The organism is Variovorax sp. (genome assembly GCF_965279555.1).
Lineage (GTDB): Bacteria > Pseudomonadota > Gammaproteobacteria > Burkholderiales > Burkholderiaceae_C > Variovorax.
Window position 1 is genome coordinate 5,738,495 of record NZ_OZ257247.1, and the last position, 17,404, is coordinate 5,755,898.

Here is a 17,404-nt window from a genome sequence, read left to right on the forward strand (position 1 = left end):
GCGTGCACAGTGAGTGACTCAAGGCCTTCTTTTAAGGGGACTACGCGCAAATGAAGAAAATTCTTGCTCTGGTGGCAGTTGCTGCCGCTCTGACCGCCTGCTCCAAAAAGGAAGAGGCGCCCGCGCCTGCACCGGCTCCGGCTGCTGCACCCGCGGCGCCTGCGCCCGCTCCCGCAGCCGCAACGCCTGCAGCTCCTGCAGCGGCATCGACGGCCTCGGCCGACCTGCCGCAAGAGTGCAACGACTACCTGGCCAAGGTGCAGACCTGCGTTGCCGCGCAAAGCGGTGCTGCCGCCGACGCGATGAAGGCAAGCCTCGACCAGACCAAGGCCACCTGGGCTTCCATGGGTGCCGACAAGGCTGCGCTGGGTCAGGCCTGCAAGGCTGCCTCGGACGCATTCGCTGCGCAAGCCACGGCAATGAAGTGCTGATCTGATCTGAACCAATCAAGGGTGCCGGCCCGTCCGGCATTCTTGCAAAAGCGGCCCGTTTCGGCACCAGGACGCTTCTGCAAGAACCTGTCGCAAATTTATTGAGATCCATCCAGAAGGAAACGCCATGGCTGAAGGAAAAATTGTCCAATGTATCGGCGCCGTGGTCGACGTGGAGTTCCCGCGTGACCAGATGCCCAAGGTGTACGACGCCTTGAAATTCGAAGGCAGCGCGCTGACTCTCGAAGTCCAGCAACAGCTCGGCGACGGCGTGGTGCGCACGATTGCACTGGGCTCGTCCGACGGCCTGCGCCGCGGCCTGATCGTCACGAACACCGGCGCACCCATCACGGTGCCCGTCGGCAAGGCCACGCTCGGCCGCATCATGGACGTGCTGGGCGCGCCCATCGACGAACGCGGCCCGGTCGGCCAGGAGCTCACCGCTTCGATCCACCGCAAGGCTCCCGCGTACGACGAACTGTCGCCTTCGCAAGACCTGCTGGAAACCGGCATCAAGGTGATCGACCTGGTGTGCCCGTTCGCCAAGGGCGGCAAGGTGGGCCTGTTCGGTGGCGCCGGCGTGGGCAAGACCGTGAACATGATGGAACTCATCAACAACATCGCCAAGGCCCACTCGGGTCTGTCGGTGTTCGCCGGTGTGGGTGAACGTACCCGCGAAGGCAACGACTTCTATCACGAGATGGCCGACTCCGGCGTCGTGAACCTCGAGAAGCTCGAGGACTCGAAGGTGGCCATGGTCTACGGCCAGATGAACGAACCCCCGGGCAACCGTCTGCGCGTGGCGCTGACCGGCCTGACCATCGCCGAGTCGTTCCGCGACGAAGGCCGCGACGTTCTGTTCTTCGTGGACAACATCTACCGCTACACGCTGGCCGGTACCGAAGTGTCGGCTCTGCTGGGCCGCATGCCTTCCGCCGTGGGCTACCAGCCGACGCTGGCCGAGGAAATGGGCCGTCTGCAAGAGCGGATCACGTCGACCAAGGTCGGCTCGATCACCTCGATCCAGGCCGTTTACGTTCCCGCCGACGACTTGACCGACCCGTCGCCCGCCACCACCTTCGCCCACTTGGACTCGACCGTGGTGCTGTCGCGTGACATCGCTTCGCTGGGTATCTACCCCGCCGTGGACCCGCTGGACTCGACCTCGCGCCAGCTCGACCCGAACGTGGTCGGCGAAGAGCACTACAACGTGGCCCGCGCCGTGCAAGGCACGCTGCAGCGCTACAAGGAACTGCGCGACATCATCGCGATTCTGGGCATGGACGAACTGGCTCCCGACGACAAGCTCGCCGTGGCCCGCGCCCGCAAGATCCAGCGTTTCCTGTCGCAGCCGTTCCACGTGGCCGAAGTGTTCACGGGCTCGCCCGGCAAGTACGTGCCGCTGGCCGAAACCATCCGTGGCTTCAAGATGATCGTGAACGGCGAAGCCGACCACCTGCCGGAACAAGCGTTCTACATGGTGGGCGGCATCGACGAAGCGTTCGAAAAGGCCAAGAAGGTCGCTTAAGAAGGAATCACCATGGCAGGCACCATTCATGTGGACGTGGTCAGCGCGGAAGAGTCGATCTTCTCGGGCGAAGCCAGGTTCGTCGCGCTGCCCGGTGAAGCCGGTGAGCTCGGCATCTACCCGCGCCACACCCCGCTGATCACGCGCATCCGCCCCGGCGCCGTGCGCATCGAAATGGCCGATGGCGGCGAAGAGTTCGTCTTCGTGGCCGGCGGCATTCTCGAAGTGCAGCCCAACGCCGTGACCGTGCTGTCCGACACCGCGATCCGCGGCAAGGACCTCGACGACGAAAAGGCCAATCAGGCCAAGGCCGCGGCCGAGGAAGCACTGAAGAACGCGAAGAGCGACATCGACATCGCGATGGCGCAATCGGAGCTGGCCGTGATGGCCGCCCAGATCGCGGCGCTGCGCAAGTACCGCCAGAAGAAGTAAGTAAGCAAGCAAGAGAAGAGCCCCATAGGCTCTCTTCCCGAAAAGCCGCCTCCGGGCGGCTTTTTTGCGTCCGGCGTTCCCCCGCTCAAGCCGACTTCGGTTTGAACTTGGCCGAAGTTCGGCCTTGTCCGGCTGAAGACCTGCACCTAGTATTCGCCTTCGCCCGACGGCCGAAGGTTGCGGGCGGCGACTTCAAAAGAACACCGGAGACAAACGCGTGGCACCCTGGAGCGGCATCACCGCCGATGAAATGCGGTTGCTGGAAACGACCTTCTGGTCGGCCGGCGGATCGCGCCATGCCATGGCCGAGCAGCTCGGCTTCTCCAAGAGCAAGGCCAATGCGCTCATCGCCGGCCTCGTCGAACAGGGCCTGCTCGCCGAAGCAGGCCTGCAGCGTTCCTCGGGCGGGCGGCGCGCTGAAAACCTGCAGCTGCACTTCGGGCTCGGCGTGCTGGTCGGCATCGACATCGGCGCGACCAGCCTCGGCGTGGCCGTGCTGCGCCCCGACCTCACCGTGCTGGCGCAACACGAAGAGCCCGCCGACGTGCGCGAAGGCCCGGCCGTGGTGCTGGCCCGGGTGCGGGTGCTGATGCGCGAGCTGCTGGCGCAAGGCGGCCACGCCGCGCGCGACGTGCTCGGCATCGGCATCGGCGTGCCCGGCCCCGTCAACTTCGAGATCGGCCAGCTCGTGAACCCGCCGCTGATGCCCGCGTGGGACAGCTTCTCGATCCGCGACTACCTGCGCGAGGACTATGCCGCGCCCGTCTTCGTCGACAACGACGTGAACCTCATGGCGCTCGGCGAGCTGTGGCGCCTCAAGCGTTCGCTGACCAATTTCCTGGTCATCAAGATCGGCACCGGCATCGGCTGCGGCATCGTCTGCCACGGCGAGGTGTACCGGGGCGCGGCCGGTTCCGCCGGCGACGTGGGCCACATCTGCGTCGACCAGGAAGGCCCGCGCTGCCACTGCGGCAACCTGGGCTGCGTCGAAGCCATGGCGGCCGGCCCCGCGATCACGCGCATGGCCGTGCAGGCGGCCGAGGCCGGCGAAAGCGAACTCCTGGCCGAGTGCCTGCGCGTGCATGGCCGCATCGACGCGATCGACGTCGGCCAGGCCAGCCGCGGCGGCGACACCGCGGCGAACGGCATCATCCAGCGCGCGGGCAGCCTGATCGGCCAGATGCTTGCGTCGGTCGTCAACTTCTTCAATCCGTCGCATGTGTTCATCGGTGGCGGCATCACGCGCATCGGGCCGCTGTTCCTCGCGGCGGTACGCCAGAGCGTGTACCAGCGCTCACTCGCGCTCTCCACGCGGCACCTCGAAATCCAGTACACGCCGCTGGGCATGCAGGGCGGCCTGATCGGCGCGGGCGTGCTCGCGATGCACGAGACCCTGAAGGTCCGCGGAGTGGCACCATGAGCGACAGCACGGCAAGCAGCAAAGGCAGCGTCGCCGTCGAGTTCGACGGCGTGGTCAAGGCCTTCGGCCCGGTGCAGGTGCTTCACGGCGTGAGCTTCGCCCTCGCCCCCGGCCGCGTGTACGGCCTGCTCGGCGAAAACGGCGCGGGCAAGTCGACGCTGATGAAGATCCTTGCCGGCTACGAACAGCTCACCGGCGGCACGCTGCGCATCAACGGCCAGCCGCAGCGGTTCGGCAGTTCGCGCGATGCCGAGGCGCTGGGCATCGTGCTGATCCACCAGGAGTTCAACCTCGCCGAAGACCTGAGCGTGGCGCAGAACATCTTCCTGGGCCATGAAAAGAAGATGTCGCCCCTTGGCCGCCGTGTCACGGCGCCCGTCCCCCGAGGGGAGCAAGGAAGCGCGGGGCGGCCCGGCGCTTCCTGGGCGGGCTGGCTGCTCGACGACGCAGCCATGGAGCGCGAAGCCGCCGCCGCGCTCGCTGCCGTGGGCCTGAACATCGACCCGCGCACCAAGGTGCGAAAGCTCATCGTCGCAGAGAAGCAGCTCGTCGAGATTGCGAAGGCCATCGCCCGCCGCGCGCGCTTGCTCGTCATGGATGAACCCACCGCGACGCTCACGCCCGGCGAGACCGAGCGCCTGTTCAAGCTCATCGCGCAGCTGCGCGCGGACGGCGTGACCATCGTCTACATCTCGCACAAGCTCGACGAAGTGGAGCGGGTGACCGACGAGGTGATCGTCATGCGCGACGGCCGCTTCGTTGCGCGCGCACCGACGCCCGAGGTCACGCGCCAGCAGATGGCCAACCTCATGGTGGGGCGCGAGCTGGCCGACCTGTACCCGCCGCGCGATGTGGTGGTGGCGGCGGACGCGCCCGCCATGCGCGTGCGCAATTTCAACGTGCCCGGTTGGGCGCGCGACGCGAGCTTCGAGGTGCGCCCCGGCGAGATCCTCGGTTTCGCGGGCCTCGTCGGCGCCGGCCGCACCGAACTCTTCGAAGGCCTGCTCGGCCTTCGCCCCGCGAGCGGCAGCGTCGAGATGCTCGGCAAGCCCGTGCCCGGCGGCAAGGGCTGGCGCAACCCGCGCGACGCGGCGAAGCACGGCCTCACCTATCTCAGCGAAGACCGCAAGGGCAAGGGCCTGCACGTCAACTTCGGCCTGCGCCAGAACCTCACGCTGATGGCGCTAGAACGCTATGCGCAGCCCTGGCTGAAGCCCGAGGCCGAACGCGGCGCGCTGGCCGGGGCGGTGAAGGACTACGGCATCCGCACCGGATCGCTCGAGGTCAAGGCCTCGTCGCTGTCGGGCGGCAACCAGCAGAAGCTCGCGCTCGCCAAGGTGCTGCAGCCGCAGCCGAAGGTGGTGGTGCTCGACGAGCCCACGCGCGGCGTGGACGTGGGCGCCAAGCGCGATATCTATTTCCTGATCCAGCGACTGGCCCGCGAAGGGCTCGCGGTGATCGTCGTCTCGTCGGAACTGATGGAGCTGATCGGCCTGTGCCACCGCGTCGCGGTGATGCGCGCGGGCCGCCTCGTCGCCACGCTCGACGCGGACCATTTGACAGAAGAGGAGCTCATCGCTCATGCCACCGGAACAGCAGACACCTCCGCCGCAGCCTGAAGTCGCAGCGCACCGCAGCGAGGCCAGGCCGCGCTGGACCGAGCGGCTGCACGGGCTCGGCCCGGTCATCGGCCTCGTGCTGCTGTGCATCGCCGGCACGCTGCTCAACAGCGACTTCGCGACCGTCGACAACGCGATGAACGTGCTCACGCGCACGGCCTTCATCGGCATCATCGCGGTGGGCATGTGCTTCGTGATCATCTCGGGCGGCATCGACCTGTCGGTGGGCTCGATGGCGGCGCTCATCGCGGGCAGCGTGATCATGTTCATCAACTGGGCCGGCCCGGCTTCAGGCTCGCCGCTGCTCGCGGTGGTGATGGGCGCGGTGCTGGCCATCGTGCTGGGCGCTGTGTTCGGGCTGGCGCATGGCCTGCTCATCACCAAGGGGCGCATCGAGCCCTTCATCGTGACGCTGGGCACGCTCGGCATCTTCCGCGCGTACCTCACGTACTTTGCCGACGGCGGCGCGCTCACGCTCGACAACGAACTGTCGGACCTCTACGCGCCGGTGTACTACGCGAGCCTCGCGGGCATTCCGGTGCCGGTGTGGGTGTTCGTGATCGTCGCGATCATCGGCGGCGTCATATTGAACCGCACGGCCTATGGGCGCTACGTGCAGGCCATCGGCTCGAACGAGCAGGTGGCGCGCTACGCAGCCGTGGACGTCGACCGCGTGAAGATCATGACCTACGTGCTGCTCGGCGTGTGCGTGGGCATCGCGACGCTGCTCTACGTGCCGCGCCTGGGCTCGGCCTCGCCGACCACCGGCCTGCTGTGGGAGCTGGAAGCCATTGCCGCGGTGATCGTCGGCGGCACTGCGCTCAAGGGCGGCGCGGGCAGCATCACCGGCACCGTGGTGGGCGCGATCCTGCTCTCGGTCATCAGCAACATCCTGAACCTCACCAGCATCATCAGCGTGTACCTCAATGCCGCAGTGCAGGGCTTCGTGATCATCATCGTCGCGTTCCTTCAACGCGGCCGGCGCTAGTTCCGTTCCCGTTCCGTTCCACCCACCAAGAGGAGACATCCAGCATGACAACTTTCACCAGACGCCTCGCGCTCACGGCCGTTGCCGCCGCAGCCTTCGCCAGCCTGCCCGCGCTCGCCGCGGAGAAGGTCAACCTCGGCGTTTCGATTCCCGCGGCCACGCACAGCTTCATGGGCGGCATCAACTACTGGGCCAACCAGGCGAAGAAGGACCTCGAGAAGGAACACAAGGACCTGAAGATCACTATCAAGACGGCAGCCAACGCGCCCGAGCAGGCCAACCAGCTGCAAGACCTGTCGACGGTGACCAAGATCAATGCGCTGGTCGTGTTCCCGTTCGAATCCGCCGCGCTGACCAAGCCGGTCGCGCAGGTCAAGGCCAAGGGTGCCTATGTGACCGTGGTCGATCGCGGCCTCACCGACACCAGCGCGCAGGATGCCTATGTGGCCGGCGACAACACTGCCTTCGGCAAGATCCCGGCCGAGTACATCGTGAAGCAGCTCAACGGCAAGGGCAACGTGGTGGCGCTGCGCGGCATTGCCACCACGCTCGACAACGAGCGCATGGACGCCTTCAACGCCGTGCTCAAGGGCAGCCCCGACATCAAGCTGCTGGACGCCAAGTACGCCAACTGGAACCGCGACGACGCCTTCAAGGTCACGCAGGACTACCTCACGCGCTTCAAGAACATCGACGCCATCTGGGCCGCCGACGACGACATGGCCGTGGGCGTGCTCAAGGCCATCTCGCAGGCCAAGCGCGACGACATCAAGATCGTGTTCGGCGGCGCCGGCGCGAAGGACATGGTCAAGACCATCATGGACGGCAAGGACCCGCGCATCACGGCCGACGTGAGCTATTCGCCGAAGTTCATCTACGACGCGATCAAGCTCACTGCCGAAGCGCGCCTGAAGGGCGAGAAGCTGCCTGCGACGACGATCATTCCTTCGGTGCTGATCACCAAAGAGAACGCCAAAGAGTTCTACCACCCCAACTCGCCGTTCTGAGGTGATCGAGATCGCTCCTCGCAAGCTCCGCTACGCCATGGTCGGCGGCGGCCGCGACGCCTTCATCGGCGCCGTGCACCGCAAGGCCATGGCGCTCGACGGCCAGATCGAGCTCGTGGCGGGGGCGCTGTCGTCGAGCCCCGACAAGGCGCGCGCCTCGGGCCGCGACCTTGGCTTGGCCGACGCGCGCAACCACGGCGACTGGCAGTCGCTGCTGGCCGACGAGCTGAAGCGGCCCGCCAATGAACGCATCGACTTCGTGTCGATCGTCACGCCCAACCATGTGCACTTTCCGGTGGCGCAGGCCTTTGCCGACGCCGGCTTCCACGTGGTGTGCGACAAGCCGCTGGTGCACACGCGCGAGCAGGCCGATGCGCTGGTCGCCACGGTCGCGAAGCGGGGCACGGTGTTCGGCGTCACCTACAACTACACCGGCTACCCGATGGTGCGGCAGGCACGCGAGATGGTGCGCTCGGGCCAGATCGGCGAAGTGCGCAAGGTCGTCACCGAATACAACCAGGGCTGGCTTGCCAGCCATGTCGAAGGCGGCACCAACAAGCAGGCCGACTGGCGCACCGACCCCGCGCGCAGCGGCGCGGCCGGGGCCATCGGCGACATCGGCTCGCATGCCGAGAACCTCGTGGCCAGCGTCACCGGCCTGGAGATCGAAAGCCTCTGCGCCGACCTCAGCGCACTGGTGCCGGGCCGCATGCTCGACGACGACGGCAGCCTGCTGTTGCGCTTCAAAGGGGGCGCGCGCGGCGTGCTCGTGGCCTCGCAGATCAGCACGGGCCTGGAGAACGACCTGCGCCTGCGCGTCTCAGGCACGCTGGGCACGCTCGAATGGCACCAGGAGCAGCCCAGCCAGTTGCTGCACCTGCCGCACGACGGACCCAGGCGCGTGCTGACGCGCGGCGCGCCCTGGCTGTGCGAGGCCGCGCAACGCGCGAGCCGGCTGCCGGCGGGGCACCCCGAAGGCTTCATCGAGGCCTTCGCCAACGTGTATGCCGGCGTTGCGGCGGACATCCGCGCCCGGCTCGACGGGCGGACGGCCGACCCGCTGGCCGCCGACTATCCGCGCGTGGAAGACGGCGCGCGCGGCGTGCGCTTCATCGAACGCACGGTGGCTTCCGCGCAAAGCGAATTAAAGTGGACGCCCTGGTAGCGCATGCGCGCTGCCGCGGGCTTCCATGACATCCACAACCACCAGCAACAACGACACCGGCGCCTCGCCCTCGAACACGCAGACATGGCCCGCGGCGCTCTGGCGGCGCTGCATCACGCTGTTCCCGCTGAAGCTGGTGGGCAACACCGTCGCCACGCTCGGCTTCTTCCCGCTGTACTTCTGGATCGCGAAGAACGCGGGCCAGGCCTGGGTGCTGCCGCTCACCGCCTTCGACCGGGCGATCGCCTTCTGTCCGGCGCTGCTGCCGGTGTATCTCTCGCTGTGGGGCTACATCGCGCTGCCGGTGCTGCTGGCCAGGGACATGCGCGAGCTGACGCGCTTTTCCCTCGGCTGCGCGGCGATGACCTTGCTTGCGCTGCTCGTTTTCTGGTTCATGCCCACGGCCATTCCCAATTTTGCGGTCGCCACCACGCCGGGCACTTCGCTGCAGTTCCTGAAGATGGTGGATTCGGCCGGCAATGCCTTTCCGTCGCTGCATGTGTCGTTCTCGGTGTTCGCCTGCGTCATGCTCGCGCGGCAGTTGCGCGATGCGGGCGCGCCGGCGTGGCTGCGCTTCGTCAACGTGGCGTGGGCCGTGGGCATCGTCTATTCGACGATGGCGGTGCGCCAGCATGTGCTGGTCGACGTGCTCGGCGGCCTTGCGCTGGGTGTCGCGCTCGGCGTGGCCACGCGGCAGCGGGAGCCGGCCGCGTTGGCGGCGCATGCGCGTCCGGCGTAGGCCGATAGCGGTATTCCGCCGCCACCGGGCGCGCGGTACAAACCCGGCATCGTCGTTGTCCAAGCGATGCGGAGCCCGCCATGAAGATTCGTCCGTCCGCCGCCGCGGCAGCCTGCCTTGCGGCGGCTGCCATCGCCATGCCCGCCTTCGCGCTCGACTACCCGGCGCGCAAGCCCGGCCTGTGGGAGATCCAGACCGGCGACGGCGGCAAGGGCCAGGGCCACACCATGCAGCAGTGCATCGACGCGGCCAGCGACAAGTCGCTGCGCGAAATGGGACAGGGCATGGGCAAGGAAATGTGCTCCAAGCAGGAGTTGCGGCTCGACGGCGGCAAGCTGGTGATGGACTCCGTCTGCAAGGTCGGCAACGCCACAGCCACGTCGCATGCGGTGATGAGCGGCGACTTCAACTCGGCCTACCGCATGGAAAGCAAGTCGAGCTACAACCCGCCGCTGATGGGCCGCGCCGAAGGCACCAGCGTGATCGAGGCCAGGTGGATCGGCCCCTGCAAGGCCGACCAGAAACCCGGCGACATGGTCATGCCCAACGGCATGAAGATGAACGTCATCGACATGATGAACAACCGGCCCAAGCGGCCCTGACCGTGCCCCTGCGGCAAGCCGGCGGGTAGGCGCCGGCCCACAGCGCTTCGCGGCCGACGTTCGGCGCCGGGCAACGCCGGCTGCGCCTACGATGGCGTGCCATGCCCGCAACGCAGCAGCAAGAAGATCTCGTCGTCGCCCGGCCCGAAGGCCTGTACTGCCCGCCGGGCGATTTCTATATCGACCCCTGGCGGCCGGTGGCGCGCGCCGTCATCACCCACGCCCATTCGGACCACGCACGCACGGGGCACGCCTACTACCTGGCCCACACCGACAGCGCCGGCACCCTGCGCACGCGGCTGGGCGCCGACATCGACCTGCAGACGCTGGCCTACGGCGAGGCCGTCAGCCACCACGGCGTGCGCGTTTCCCTGCATCCGGCCGGCCATGTGCTGGGCTCGGCGCAGGTGCGGCTCGAGCACGGCGGGCGCGTGTGGGTGGCCTCGGGCGACTACAAGACCGAGCCCGACGGCACCTGCACCCCCTTCGAGCCGGTGCCCTGCGACACCTTCATCACCGAATCGACCTTCGGCCTGCCGATCTACCGCTGGCCCACGCAGGCCGCGCTGTTCGCGGAAATCGACGCATGGTGGCGCGCCAATGCCGAGGCGGGGCGCGCGTCGGTGCTGTTCTGCTACGCCTTCGGCAAGGCGCAGCGCATCCTGCACGGGGTGGACGCGAGCATCGGGCCGATCGTGGTGCACGGGGCGGTGGAACCGCTCAATGCCGTGTACCGCGCGGCGGGCGTGGCGCTGCCGCCGACGCTGCGCGTGACCGACGCAGGTGTAGACGCGGCACTGCTGAAGCGCGCGCTGGTGCTGGCCCCGCCGTCGGCGCAGGGCACGCCGTGGATGCGCCGCTTCGGTAACTACGCCGATGCGTTCGCGAGCGGGTGGATGCAACTGCGCGGCACGCGCAGGCGGCGCGGCGTGGACCGCGGCTTCGTGATGTCGGACCACGCGGACTGGCCCGGGCTGCAGCAGGCGATTGCCGGCACGGGTGCGCAGCGCGTGTTCGTCACGCATGGCAGCGTGCAGGTGATGGTGCGGTGGCTGACGGAGAACGGGCTGGATGCGCAAGGGTTCAAGACCGAGTACGGCGATGAAGACGACCAGGCGACGCCCGATGGAGCCGCCGACAGCCCCCATACCAGCCTTCCCCCGGCGGGGGAAGGAGCGAACGCATGAAAGCCTTTGCCGCGCTCTACCGCGAGCTCGACGCCAGCACCTCGAACCTCGCCAAGCAGGCCGCGCTGCAACGCTACCTGCGCGAGGCCGACGCGGCCGATGCCGCATGGGCCGTCTACTTCCTGGCCGGCGGCAAGCCGCGCCAGCTCGTGCCCACCAAGCTGCTGCGCCTGCTGGCGCAGGAAGCCGCGGGCCTGCCGGAGTGGCTGTTCGACGAAAGCTACGACGCTGTGGGCGACCTCGCCGAGACCATCGCGCTGCTGTTGCCGCCGCCCAGCGAGGTGCATGACCTCGGGCTCGCGGGCTGGGTCGAGCAGCACCTGTTGCCGCTGCGCGATGCGGCGAAGACATCGCCCGAGCAACTGGCCGACCGCCTGCGCGCGCAGTGGCGCCAGCTCGCGGCCGAAGAGCGGCTGGTGTACTTCAAGCTCATCACCGGCGCGTTCCGCGTGGGCGTGTCGAAGCTGCAGGTCACCCAGGCGCTGGCGGCCGTCGGCGGCATCGACCCCAAGCGCGTCGCGCAGCGGCTCATGGGCTACACGCACATCGGCGCGCGGCTGCATCCGGACGACTACCAAGCGCTCATCGCACCCGAGTCGGGCGTGGAGCAGGTGCAGAAGACCAGCGGGCAGCCGTATCCCTTCTTCCTCGCGCATCCATTCAACCTGCCGCTCGAGCAGTTCGACGCCGTGCTCGGCCCGCCTTCCGGCTGGATCGTGGAATGGAAGTGGGACGGCATCCGCGCGCAACTGGTCAAGCGCGCTGGCGTGGCATGGGTGTGGTCGCGCGGCGAAGAGCTGGTGACGGAGCGATTCCCCGAACTCGCCGTGCTCGGCGAGGCCCTGCCCGACGGCACCGTGCTCGACGGCGAGATCGCTGTATGGCGCGACGGCAAGGTGCAGCCCTTCGCGGAGCTGCAGAAGCGCATCGGCCGCAAGACGCTGGGTGCCAAGCTGCTGCGCGACATTCCGGTCGTGCTGCTGGCCTACGACCTTCTCGAATGGGAAGGCCGCGACCTGCGCATGCTGCCGCAGTCGGAGCGCCGGGCACTGCTCGACGAACTGGTCGCGCGCATGCAGCACCCTTCGTTGCTGCCCAGCCCGATGCTCACCGGCGCTGACTGGACCGATCTGTCCAGGCGACGCGAAGCCGCGCGCGCCATGGGTGTCGAAGGCATGATGCTCAAGCGCCGCGACGCGCAGTACGGTGTGGGCCGCACCAAGGATGTCGGCGTGTGGTGGAAGTGGAAGATCGACCCGCTGAGCATCGACGCCGTGCTGATCTACGCGCAGCGCGGCCATGGCCGCAGGGCGAGCCTGTACAGCGACTACACCTTCGCTGTGTGGGACGGTCCGCCCGGGCAGGAAGACCGCAGGCTCGTGCCCTTTGCCAAGGCCTACTCGGGTCTCACCGATGCCGAGATGGCGCGCGTGGACGCGATCATCCGCAAGACCACGGTGGAGAGCTTCGGCCCGGTGAAGAGCGTGAAGCCGACGCTGGTGTTCGAGCTGGGCTTCGAGGGCATCGCGCGCAGCACGCGCCACAAGAGCGGCATCGCGGTGCGCTTTCCGCGCATGCTGCGGTGGCGGGAAGACAAGCCGGTGGAGGAGGCGGATACCTTGCAGACGCTTGCCGCGTTGCTGCCGGCATGAGCACCAAGCCGGACCCCGGGGATTTTCTCCCTCCCCCGCCGGGGGAGGGCAGGGGTGGGGGCAAGCGGCATGTCCGTAGTGAGCCGCCGCTCGATGAAAGCCGCTTGCCCCCATCCCGGCCTACCCCCAGCGGGGGAAGGAGCAAGACAAAGGTCAAGACTGCGCTCGATGCTTGGTTCGCCGCGCGCGGCTGGAAGCCCTTCAAATTTCAACGCGACGTCTGGAAGGCGATCGCACAAGGCCAGTCCGGCCTGCTGCACGCCACCACCGGCGCGGGCAAGACCTACGCCGTCTGGCTCGGCGCGCTGCAGGCCTTCTCGCGCGCCCGCAAGGAAACGGCCCGGCCAGCGCCCCCGCCGCTCACAGTGCTGTGGCTCACCCCGATGCGCGCGCTCGCCGCCGACACGCTGCGGGCACTGCAACAGCCGCTCGAAGCCTTGGGCGCCGAGGTGCATCCCTGGAGCACTGGCGCGCGCAGCGGCGACACCTCGTCGGCCGAGCGCAGCGCGCAGAACCAGCGCTTGCCCAGCGTGCTTGTCACCACGCCTGAAAGCCTCTCGCTGCTGCTGGCGCGCTCCGATGCGAGCGAGGTGCTGGGCAGCGTGCGGATGGCGGTGGTCGACGAATGGCACGAGCTGCTCGGCAACAAGCGCGGCGTGCAGGTGCAGCTCGCGCTCGCGCGGCTCAAGCGCTGGAACCAGGGCATCGCGATCTGGGGCATGTCGGCCACGCTGGGCAACCTGCGCGAGGCCATGCGCGCGCTGCTGGGCCATGACGAAGGCGTGCTGGTGCAGGGCCAGGTGCCCAAGAAGCTCGTCATCGATTCGCTGCTGCCCGGCCGGGCCGAGCGCTTTCCGTGGGGCGGCCACCTGGGCCTCACGATGCTGCCGCAGGTGATCGAGGAAATCGCCGCGAGCAAGACCACGCTGGTCTTTACCAACACGCGCTCGCAGTCGGAGATCTGGTATCAGGCCCTGTTGGAAGCCCGGCCCGATTGGGCAGGCCTGATCGCGCTGCACCACGGCTCGCTCGACCGCGAGGTGCGCGAGTGGGTCGAGCTGGGCCTGAAGAGCGGCGAGCTGAAGGCGGTGGTCTGCACATCGAGCCTCGACCTGGGCGTGGACTTCCTGCCGGTCGAGCGCGTGCTGCAGATCGGTTCGCCCAAGGGCGTGGCGCGGCTGCTGCAGCGCGCGGGGCGCTCGGGCCATGCGCCGGGGCGGCCTTCGCGCATCACGCTCGTGCCCACGCACAGCATCGAGATGGTCGAGGGCGCGGCCGCGCGCGCTGCCATTGCCGCCGGGCACATCGAGGCACGCCATTCGCCCGGCCAGCCGCTCGACGTGCTGGTGCAGCACCTGGTGACTGTGGCGCTCGGCGGCGGTTTCGTGCCCGACGACCTGTATGCCGAAGTGCGCGGCACGGCCGCCTACGAAAACCTTTCGCGCGAGACCTGGCAGTGGTGCCTCGACTTCGTCTCGCAGGGCGGTCCCTCGCTCTCGGCCTACCCCGACTACCGCCGCGCCGTGCCCGACGCCGAGGGCGTGTGGCGCGTGCCCGATGCGCGGCTCGCGCGGCGGCACCGCATGAACATCGGCACCATCGTGAGCGACGCGAGCATGTCGGTGCAGTTCCTCGGCGGCGCGAAGATCGGCAGCGTCGAAGAGGGTTTCGTCGCGCGCATGAAGCCCGGCGACTGTTTCCTGTTCGGCGGCCGGCTGCTCGAACTCGTGCGCATCCACGACATGACGGCCTGGGTGCGGCGCGCCAGCGGCAAACGGCCCGCGGTGCCGCGCTGGAACGGCGGGCGCATGCCGCTGTCGAACACGCTGGCCGACGCGGTGGTGCAGCAGCTGGCGCTGGCCGGCGATGGCGCCTACGGTTCGCCCGAGCTGCAATGCGTGCGCCCGCTGCTCGAGATCCAGCAGCAATGGTCCGCGCTGCCCACGCCACAGACGCTGCTGGCCGAGACGCTGACCACGCGCGAGGGCTCTCACCTGTTCCTCTATCCGTTCGCCGGGCGGCATGTGCACCTGGGGCTCGCGAGCCTGCTGGCCTGGCGTGTCGCGCAGCACGAGGCGCGCACCTTTTCCATCGCGGTCAACGACTACGGCTTCGAGCTGCTGAGCGCGACCGAGGTCGACTGGCCGGCGCTGCTGCCGCAGGTGCTGCGGCTGCCCGAAGGCAATGAGGAAGGCGACGGTGAGGGCGCACGCGCGGCGCTGCTGCACGAAGTGCTCGCATCGCTCAACGCCGGCGAGCTTGCACAGCGCCGCTTCCGCGAGATCGCGCGCGTGTCGGGCCTGATCTTCCAGGGCTACCCGGGCGAAAAGCGCAGCAGCAGGCAGCTGCAGGCCTCGTCTTCGCTGTTCTGGGAGGTGTTCCGCAAGTACGACCCCGGCAACCGGCTGCTGCAGCAGGCCGAGCAGGAATTGCTGGCGCAGGAGCTCGAGATCGGCCGGCTGCGCGCCAGCCTCACTCGCATGGCCGGGCAGCAGCTGGTGCTGAAGCCGCTCGCGCGGCCTACGCCTTTCTCGTTCCCGCTGATGGTCGAGCTTTTCCGCGAGAAGCTGTCGAACGAGAACGTGGCCGACCGCATCGCGCGCATGGTCGAACAACTGGAGAAGGCCGCGGGCGGCGTGGTGACGGCCGGTGGTGTCGATCGCGTGAAGAGCACGCTGGCGTTCGGCCGGGAAGGGGCGGGCAAGCCGCCTGCGCCGCGGCGCGAACGCAGGCGGCCCTCACGCCCGCCGCCCCCGCTGTGAGGGCCTGGTGAAAGGCCGTTGCCTAGCCGGCGCCGTGCGCCTTCACCCAGCGCACGATGTCCGCCGCGCTCATTGCGCCGGCCTGCCGCGCCACTTCCCGGCCGCCCTTGAACAGGGCAAGCGTCGGGATGCTGCGGATGTTGAAGCGCGCGCCCAGCGAGCGCACCGCCTCGGTGTCGACCTTGGCCAGCCGCACCTTCGGCTCGAGCTGGGCCGCGGCCTGCTCGTAGCCCGGCGCCATCTGGCGGCACGGACCGCACCAGGGCGCCCAGAAGTCGACCAGCACCGGAATCTCGTTGCGCGCGATGTGGCGATCGAATGTGGCCTCGTCGGGCAGCGCGGTCGAATGGCCGGCGAACAGCGGGCGGTGGCAGCTGCCGCAGTCGGGCGCGCTGCCCAGCTGGTCCGCGCGCACGCGGTTGGTCGTGTGGCAGTGCGGGCAGACGATGTGCAGCGAGGTCGATTCGGTCATGCGCAAGAACTGGGGGCCGCAGGGGCCAATTGCAAGGCGTCCGCCGGGCAAGGCGTCTTTTGCGAAACTTGCCAGCCGTGACGCTCGCAGAATCCTCCGAATCGACCACCTCCACTGTGCGCTGGGCAGGTGAACTGCTCCACCTGCTGCCTGAACGGGCGCTGTGGTGGCCCGCCGCGGGCGTGCTCTTCGTGGCCGACCTGCACCTGGGCAAGGCCGCGACCTACCGCGCGCTGGGCCAGCCGGTGCCGGGCGGCACCACGCAGGAGAACCTCGCGCGGCTCGATGCGCTGATCGCGCGGTGGAGCCCACAACGCCTCGTGTTCCTGGGCGATTTCCTGCATGCGGCCCAGGCGCGCACGGTGCTCGCCGGCGTGCAGGCCTGGCGCGAAAGTCATGCGGGCATCGCGATGACGCTGGTGCGTGGCAACCATGACAGCCGCGCGGGCGACCCGCCCGAAGCGCTGGGCATCGAAGTGGTCGACGAGCCGCACCTGATGGGCCCGTTTGCCTGCTGCCACCATCCGCAGCCGCATGCCACGCATTTCGTGCTCGCCGGGCATTTGCACCCGGTCTGCCGGCTACATGGGCCGGGTCGCGACAGGGTGCGGCTGCCTTGCTTCGTGAGCGAGGCCGGGCAGGCGGTGCTGCCTGCGTTTGGTGAGTTCACCGGCGGGTGGTTGATGGAGCGCGCGCCGGGGCGTCGCTTCCACGCAGTGGGTGGTTCGGCCGTCTGGGCGCTGCCGGCGTCGGAGTGAAGTTCGCTCCTTCCCCCCTTTGGGGGAAGGTTGGGATGGGGGCAGGCAGGGCGCCCATAGCGAGCGCTGCTTGCCCCCACCCCGGCCCTCCCCCAGAGGGGGAGGGAGGAATATTCAGAGCACGACCGGCTCGTCCGGCAACTCGTTCACGTCCAGTTCGCCTTCGCCCAGCGGAAAGTGCTCCACCAGCAGCGCCGAAATCTCTTCGAGCGCCTGCGTGAGCCCGTCTTCGAAGCGCCCTTCGCGGAACGCCGCGCTCATGCGCTGCATCATCGCCGTCCACGCGGCGGCGTCGACGCGCGAATGGATGCCCCGGTCAGCCACGATCTCTATCGCATGCTCGGCCAGCAGCAAGTAGATCAGCACGCCGTTGTTGTGCGCGGTGTCCCACACGCGCAGCTTGCCGAACAGCATGACGGCACGCTCGCGCACCGAGGCATGGCGCCACAGGTACGACATCGGCAGGCCGGCCTCGATGCAGATGCGGATCTCGCCGCTGTGGCGGCGCTCGCTCGCGGCCACGCGGCGCGTCAGGCGCTGCATTGCCTCGTCGGGCAGCGCGCGGCGAACCTCGGCTTCGTCGATCCAGCGATGGCGCCAGATGCGGCCGAGCTTGGTGAACAGGGTTGCTTCGGTCGTCAT

The 17,404-nt window shown here is 68.5% G+C and carries 16 protein-coding genes; 14 read left to right on the forward strand and 2 right to left on the reverse strand.

Annotation, left to right across the window (positions count from 1 at the left end):
- Nucleotides 1-50 precede the first annotated feature (50 nt).
- The 13 genes from ACQY8B_RS27040 to ACQY8B_RS27100 all read left to right on the forward strand — a co-directional run bounded on the left by ACQY8B_RS27040 (nt 51) and on the right by ACQY8B_RS27100 (nt 15,532).
- On the forward strand, nt 51-431 hold the full coding sequence (locus tag ACQY8B_RS27040; RefSeq protein WP_422084728.1) for a hypothetical protein: 381 nt from the start codon (nt 51-53) through the stop codon (nt 429-431).
- Between the two features lie 127 nt (nt 432-558).
- Nucleotides 559-1,959 carry a F0F1 ATP synthase subunit beta gene (gene atpD / locus ACQY8B_RS27045; RefSeq protein ID WP_081266094.1) on the forward strand — a complete coding sequence of 467 codons (1,401 nt, stop codon included), beginning with the start codon at nt 559-561 and terminating at the stop codon, nt 1,957-1,959.
- Between the two features lie 12 nt (nt 1,960-1,971).
- Nucleotides 1,972-2,391: a F0F1 ATP synthase subunit epsilon gene (locus ACQY8B_RS27050; protein WP_081266093.1), complete on the forward strand. Its 420-nt coding sequence runs from the start codon at nt 1,972-1,974 to the stop codon at nt 2,389-2,391.
- 250 nt (nt 2,392-2,641) lie between these two features.
- Nucleotides 2,642-3,811, forward strand: coding sequence for an ROK family protein (locus ACQY8B_RS27055; RefSeq protein ID WP_081266120.1), 1,170 nt, complete (start codon nt 2,642-2,644; stop codon nt 3,809-3,811).
- Nucleotides 3,808-5,430, forward strand: a complete 1,623-nt coding sequence (locus ACQY8B_RS27060) for a sugar ABC transporter ATP-binding protein (protein ID WP_422084729.1) — start codon at nt 3,808-3,810, stop codon at nt 5,428-5,430. The genes ACQY8B_RS27055 and ACQY8B_RS27060 overlap by 4 nt, the downstream gene beginning before the upstream one ends.
- The gene (locus ACQY8B_RS27065) at nt 5,393-6,418 is read left to right on the forward strand and encodes an ABC transporter permease (protein ID WP_422084730.1); all 1,026 of its coding nucleotides are present in this window, start codon (nt 5,393-5,395) and stop codon (nt 6,416-6,418) included. Before ACQY8B_RS27060 ends, ACQY8B_RS27065 begins: the two co-directional genes overlap by 38 nt.
- 44 nt (nt 6,419-6,462) lie before the next feature.
- Nucleotides 6,463-7,425 (forward strand): substrate-binding domain-containing protein, encoded by a 963-nt coding sequence (locus ACQY8B_RS27070; protein ID WP_106936605.1) that lies wholly within the window; start codon nt 6,463-6,465, stop codon nt 7,423-7,425.
- A gap of 37 nt (nt 7,426-7,462) precedes the next feature.
- The gene (locus tag ACQY8B_RS27075) at nt 7,463-8,590 is read left to right on the forward strand and encodes a Gfo/Idh/MocA family protein (protein ID WP_422089118.1); all 1,128 of its coding nucleotides are present in this window, start codon (nt 7,463-7,465) and stop codon (nt 8,588-8,590) included.
- Nucleotides 8,591-8,615: 25 nt separating this feature from the next.
- On the forward strand, nt 8,616-9,329 hold the full coding sequence (locus ACQY8B_RS27080) for a phosphatase PAP2 family protein (protein ID WP_422084731.1): 714 nt from the start codon (nt 8,616-8,618) through the stop codon (nt 9,327-9,329).
- A gap of 80 nt (nt 9,330-9,409) precedes the next feature.
- The gene (locus ACQY8B_RS27085; RefSeq protein WP_422084732.1) at nt 9,410-9,931 is read left to right on the forward strand and encodes a DUF3617 domain-containing protein; all 522 of its coding nucleotides are present in this window, start codon (nt 9,410-9,412) and stop codon (nt 9,929-9,931) included.
- 101 nt (nt 9,932-10,032) lie between these two features.
- Complete coding sequence (locus tag ACQY8B_RS27090; protein ID WP_422084733.1) at nt 10,033-11,118, forward strand: ligase-associated DNA damage response exonuclease; 1,086 nt, start codon at nt 10,033-10,035, stop codon at nt 11,116-11,118.
- Nucleotides 11,115-12,770 (forward strand): ATP-dependent DNA ligase, encoded by a 1,656-nt coding sequence (locus tag ACQY8B_RS27095; RefSeq protein ID WP_422084734.1) that lies wholly within the window; start codon nt 11,115-11,117, stop codon nt 12,768-12,770. The genes ACQY8B_RS27090 and ACQY8B_RS27095 overlap by 4 nt, the downstream gene beginning before the upstream one ends.
- A complete protein-coding gene (locus ACQY8B_RS27100) occupies nt 12,767-15,532 on the forward strand; it encodes a ligase-associated DNA damage response DEXH box helicase (RefSeq protein ID WP_422084735.1) in 2,766 nt (921 codons plus the stop codon). The genes ACQY8B_RS27095 and ACQY8B_RS27100 overlap by 4 nt, the downstream gene beginning before the upstream one ends.
- Nucleotides 15,533-15,554: 22 nt before the next feature.
- Here ACQY8B_RS27100 and trxC read toward each other — a convergent pair whose 3' ends face one another.
- Nucleotides 15,555-16,004 (reverse strand): thioredoxin TrxC, encoded by a 450-nt coding sequence (gene trxC, locus ACQY8B_RS27105; protein WP_409194404.1) that lies wholly within the window; start codon nt 16,002-16,004, stop codon nt 15,555-15,557.
- A gap of 77 nt (nt 16,005-16,081) precedes the next feature.
- Between trxC and pdeM the strand changes: the two genes are divergently transcribed.
- A complete protein-coding gene (gene pdeM / locus ACQY8B_RS27110; RefSeq protein ID WP_422084736.1) occupies nt 16,082-16,762 on the forward strand; it encodes a ligase-associated DNA damage response endonuclease PdeM in 681 nt (226 codons plus the stop codon).
- A 114-nt stretch (nt 16,763-16,876) separates the two neighbouring features.
- On the opposite strand, the gene ACQY8B_RS27115 is transcribed toward pdeM, so the two are convergent.
- The gene (locus ACQY8B_RS27115; protein WP_422084737.1) at nt 16,877-17,404 is read right to left on the reverse strand and encodes a TPM domain-containing protein; all 528 of its coding nucleotides are present in this window, start codon (nt 17,402-17,404) and stop codon (nt 16,877-16,879) included.

What these genes read in the sequence shown, in the direction of transcription:
- ACQY8B_RS27055 (WP_081266120.1), top strand. Translation starts at nt 2,642, where the DNA reads ATGCGGTTGCTGGAAACGACCTTCTGGTCGGCCGGCGGATCGCGCCAT.
- ACQY8B_RS27095 (WP_422084734.1), top strand. Translation starts at nt 11,115, where the DNA reads ATGAAAGCCTTTGCCGCGCTCTACCGCGAGCTCGACGCCAGCACCTCG.
- ACQY8B_RS27075 (WP_422089118.1), top strand. Translation starts at nt 7,463, where the DNA reads ATGGTCGGCGGCGGCCGCGACGCCTTCATCGGCGCCGTGCACCGCAAG.
- ACQY8B_RS27050 (WP_081266093.1), top strand. Translation starts at nt 1,972, where the DNA reads ATGGCAGGCACCATTCATGTGGACGTGGTCAGCGCGGAAGAGTCGATC.
- ACQY8B_RS27085 (WP_422084732.1), top strand. Translation starts at nt 9,410, where the DNA reads ATGAAGATTCGTCCGTCCGCCGCCGCGGCAGCCTGCCTTGCGGCGGCT.
- ACQY8B_RS27060 (WP_422084729.1), top strand. Translation starts at nt 3,808, where the DNA reads ATGAGCGACAGCACGGCAAGCAGCAAAGGCAGCGTCGCCGTCGAGTTC.
- atpD (WP_081266094.1), top strand. Translation starts at nt 559, where the DNA reads ATGGCTGAAGGAAAAATTGTCCAATGTATCGGCGCCGTGGTCGACGTG.
- trxC (WP_409194404.1), bottom strand. Translation starts at nt 16,004, where the DNA reads ATGACCGAATCGACCTCGCTGCACATCGTCTGCCCGCACTGCCACACG.
- ACQY8B_RS27065 (WP_422084730.1), top strand. Translation starts at nt 5,393, where the DNA reads ATGCCACCGGAACAGCAGACACCTCCGCCGCAGCCTGAAGTCGCAGCG.
- ACQY8B_RS27115 (WP_422084737.1), bottom strand. Translation starts at nt 17,404, where the DNA reads ATGACGACCGAAGCAACCCTGTTCACCAAGCTCGGCCGCATCTGGCGC.
- ACQY8B_RS27040 (WP_422084728.1), top strand. Translation starts at nt 51, where the DNA reads ATGAAGAAAATTCTTGCTCTGGTGGCAGTTGCTGCCGCTCTGACCGCC.
- ACQY8B_RS27080 (WP_422084731.1), top strand. Translation starts at nt 8,616, where the DNA reads ATGACATCCACAACCACCAGCAACAACGACACCGGCGCCTCGCCCTCG.
- ACQY8B_RS27090 (WP_422084733.1), top strand. Translation starts at nt 10,033, where the DNA reads ATGCCCGCAACGCAGCAGCAAGAAGATCTCGTCGTCGCCCGGCCCGAA.
- ACQY8B_RS27070 (WP_106936605.1), top strand. Translation starts at nt 6,463, where the DNA reads ATGACAACTTTCACCAGACGCCTCGCGCTCACGGCCGTTGCCGCCGCA.
- ACQY8B_RS27100 (WP_422084735.1), top strand. Translation starts at nt 12,767, where the DNA reads ATGAGCACCAAGCCGGACCCCGGGGATTTTCTCCCTCCCCCGCCGGGG.